This window comes from Mycobacterium sp., assembly GCF_049280035.1.
GTDB lineage: Bacteria > Actinomycetota > Actinomycetes > Mycobacteriales > Mycobacteriaceae > Mycobacterium.
Window position 1 is genome coordinate 1 of record NZ_JBAPPI010000345.1, and the last position, 3431, is coordinate 3431.

Below are 3431 nucleotides of genomic sequence, written 5' to 3' on the forward strand. Positions count from 1 at the left end.
CGCAAGATCCTGCAGCCCTTCTTCAGCCCGCACACCTTGAAAGAGATGCTGCCCTCGCTGCAGCAGCAGGCAATCCAGATCATTGAGCAGGTAGCCGCACAAGGCGAGTGCGAAGTCGTGGCCGACGTTGCGATCCCATACCCCTCACAGGTATTCCTGACCCTGTTCGGGCTGCCGCTGAAGGATCGCGACAAGCTCGTCGCGTGGAAAACCTCGGTCATCGCGATCTCGGAAGCGCCGTCACTCGAGGATGCCGACCTGACGCCGGCACTCGAATTGGTCGCCTACCTCACCGAGGCGATCGACGCGCGGCGGGCCGACCCCGGGCCGGACATCCTGTCGCAGTTGCTCACCGGCGAGGAGCCGCTGGACGACGCCGAGGTGATGGGCCTGAGCTTCCTCTTCGTCCTGGCCGGGCTGGACACCGTCACCGCGGCGATGAGTTCCGCCCTGCTGGAGCTCGCCCGCAACCCGGAGTTACGGGCCACCCTCCGCGAGGATCCCGACCAGATCGATGTGTTCGTCGAGGAGATCGTCCGGCTGGAGCCGCCGGCGCCGATGCTGCCCCGTGTGACCACTACCGAGGTCACCATCGGGGACGTCACGCTGCCCGCCGACACCATGGTGCGGTTGTGCATCGCCGCGATCAATCGTGACGACAGCGACGAAATCTCGACCAACGATGTAGTGATGGACGGAAAGGTGCACCGGCACTGGGGATTCGGTGGCGGGCCGCACCGTTGTCTGGGATCGCACCTGGCCCGCCTGGAGCTCAGGTTGATCGTGGACGAATGGCTCCGGCGCATACCCGAATTCTCGGTGGAAGTCGGCGAGGAACCGAAGATCGTGTTCCCCGCGAGCACCTTTGCACTCGAACGCGTACCACTGAGACTGGGCTAATCGGCTACCCGTCGGCGAGTACTTTCCGACGAGCTGCTGTTTGTACAACGTGCCGGTATCACTCCGGGGCAGCTGCGCCTCGAACGAGAGCGGCTGCGGACACTTGTAGTGCGCCAACCGGTTTCATAGCCAGTCCAACAGCTCCGCGGCAACGGCCGACGCGTCGAACTATGCATAGTCGATCTGGGGATTGCGGTTACCGGCTCCCGAATTGGCCCTCAAGTAATCAGCTTCGGCGTCGAACCATCGTCTGATCACTTTTAGTCAATCAATGGTTGACTAACGTCAAGTGTCCGGCTTACTGTGGCGTCGTCTCACCGCTGCGACAGTAGGAGTGCGTCATGCACGTGAAAATCGAGAAGGTAGCCGCCTGGTCGGGCGTGGTTATGCTGCTCGCATTTTTGGTGATGTTTTGGCTCATCGCCGGGATCATCCCGCCGATCGACCCCAGCGACAGCGCAGCGCAAGTCGCCGCCAGATACACCGAGGACGCGCTGCGCATTCGCATCGGCTTGGCTTTGATGGTCTTTTTCGCCTTCGCTTGGGCTCCGTTCTGGGCGCTGCTTGCCCGGCAGGTGCGCAGGATCGAAGGCTACTGGGGCGTCATGTCGCTCACCCAGATCCTGCTCGGCGTGACTTTCCCTTTTGGTTTCTCGCTGTGTGCGATCTTCGCCGTCACCGCCGCATACCGTCCGGACCGCAATCCCGATGTAACGCAAGCGCTTAACGACGTGTTCTGGTTCATTTTCGTCGGCCTTGTCGGCCCGCTGATCACCCAGGTCGTGATCCTTGCGCTCGCCGTGTTGTTCGTCGACAAGCGCGAAGTGCCTAGCTTCCCACGGTGGTTCGGCTATTTCAACATCTGGTACGCCGTGCTCGGTGTTCCCGGTTGCGCGATCTACCTGTTCAAGACCGGACCGCTGGCGTGGAACGGAATATTCGCATTCTGGATCCCCCTGACGGTCTTCTGCATCTGGCAAGCCGTCACCTCGGTCATGCTCGTCAAGGCGGTTGACGTCGAAGCCCACGAACGCACGAGGAACGCAGCCGAACGCGTTTGGGAACCGGCGGCATGAACCAGACCACCCTGCAGTCGGTAGTTAATGGCGACGACGGGTCGATGGCGGCCAAGGCCGCTCGCCATGTACCGGGTGAACCTGGAGTGTGGATCTTCCTGTTCGGCGACATGGTGGTGTTCGGGGTCTTCTTCGCGACCTTCATGTATCAGCGCTCCCTGGCGCCCGAATTGTTCAACCAATCGAGCCACACGCTCAGCATCGGCATCGGCCTGACCAACACGCTGATCCTGCTGACCAGTTCCCTTTTCGTTGTGACTGCCGTGCGGGCGATTCGCTTGTTTCAGCCTCGTACGGCCCAGGTGCTCCTCGCCGGCGGCCTGGTATGCGGGCTGGCGTTCGTCGGGTTCAAGGCCATTGAGTACACGGCGAAGGTGTCGCAGGGCCACGTCCCGACTCAAAATAACTTCTACCTATACTTCTTCATCCTGACCGGCCTGCATCTGTTCCACGTGCTGATCGGCTTGATGGTGCTGATCCTGCTTTTGATCCAGGCGCGACACACCGAACTCAGCGCCACCAGGATGGCGCTCGTTGAAGGCGGGGCCTGTTTCTGGCACCTCGTGGACCTGTTGTGGATCGTTCTTTTCCCGTTGCTCTATCTGGTGAGTTGACTGATGACCCTCTCACTGCTGCGCGCTCGCTCGACATACGTCTGGCTGGTCCTCGTCGCCGTCACGATCGTGTCGTGGGCGGTGGGCGCCGACCACAAGGTCGGTTCAGGTGTCGCCGTCGTGGTCCTTGGTCTCGCGCTGATCAAGGTCCGGTTCGTCGGCCTGGATTTTATGGAGTTGCGCAACGCTCCGCTCTTGTTGCGTGGCGCCTTCGAGGCATACTGCGTGATCCTTTGGATGGGTCTCGCCGGTATGTACTTCTAGCTCTGAGGTTCGTTATGGGTGCTCAAGGCCAACGTGTTCGGCGCGGCAGCGCTCCAGGACTGCTCGAGGATGCCGCTCGCGAGGTGTTCGCAGAGCGCGGCTATGAAGCCACGACGCGCGAGATCGCCTCGCGCGCAGGCGTATCACACGACCTGATCTTTCGATACTTCGACAGCAAGGAGAAGCTTTTCTTCGATGCAGTGGCGACGCCCCTGCTCCACGCGGTTAGCGGGTTGCACCAACGGTGGCTCGACGACCCTGCCCTGACGACGATGGACCACGACCGGCTGATCCGGCGCTTCACCACCGGCTTCTACCAGTTCATGTCCGCGAATCAGTCCATCGCTAGAGCGATGGTGCACCTGTTCGTCAGTTCTTCGACTGAGGGTGCGCTAGAGCGCTTGCGCGGAAAGATCACCGAAACGCTGACACCCATGATTGCCCCCGTCGACACATACCTGGCAGCGGAAGGTCTACGGCACTCGTCGCCGGCGTTGCAGTTGCGGCTCATGATCCTGTTCGTCGGCGCGGCGGCGACCTTCCTTCGCAGCACCTACCCTACGGATGACGACGTGCC

5 protein-coding genes are annotated in these 3431 nt (G+C 61.5%); all 5 read left to right on the forward strand.

Annotation, left to right across the window (positions count from 1 at the left end):
• A partial coding sequence (locus WAN71_RS11595) for a cytochrome P450 (protein WP_422225464.1) occupies positions 1–900 on the forward strand: 900 nt, incomplete at its 5' end.
• A gap of 341 nt (positions 901–1241) precedes the next feature.
• A complete protein-coding gene (locus WAN71_RS11600) occupies positions 1242–1976 on the forward strand; it encodes a hypothetical protein (protein ID WP_422225465.1) in 735 nt (244 codons plus the stop codon).
• Between the two features lie 44 nt (positions 1977–2020).
• Positions 2021–2590, forward strand: coding sequence for a cytochrome c oxidase subunit 3 (locus tag WAN71_RS11605; RefSeq protein WP_422225468.1), 570 nt, complete (start codon positions 2021–2023; stop codon positions 2588–2590).
• Between the two features lie 3 nt (positions 2591–2593).
• Positions 2594–2854 (forward strand): cytochrome C oxidase subunit IV family protein, encoded by a 261-nt coding sequence (locus WAN71_RS11610; RefSeq protein ID WP_422225466.1) that lies wholly within the window; start codon positions 2594–2596, stop codon positions 2852–2854.
• A 14-nt stretch (positions 2855–2868) separates the two neighbouring features.
• The coding region (locus tag WAN71_RS11615; protein ID WP_422225467.1) for a helix-turn-helix domain-containing protein at positions 2869–3431 on the forward strand (563 nt) is incomplete at its 3' end.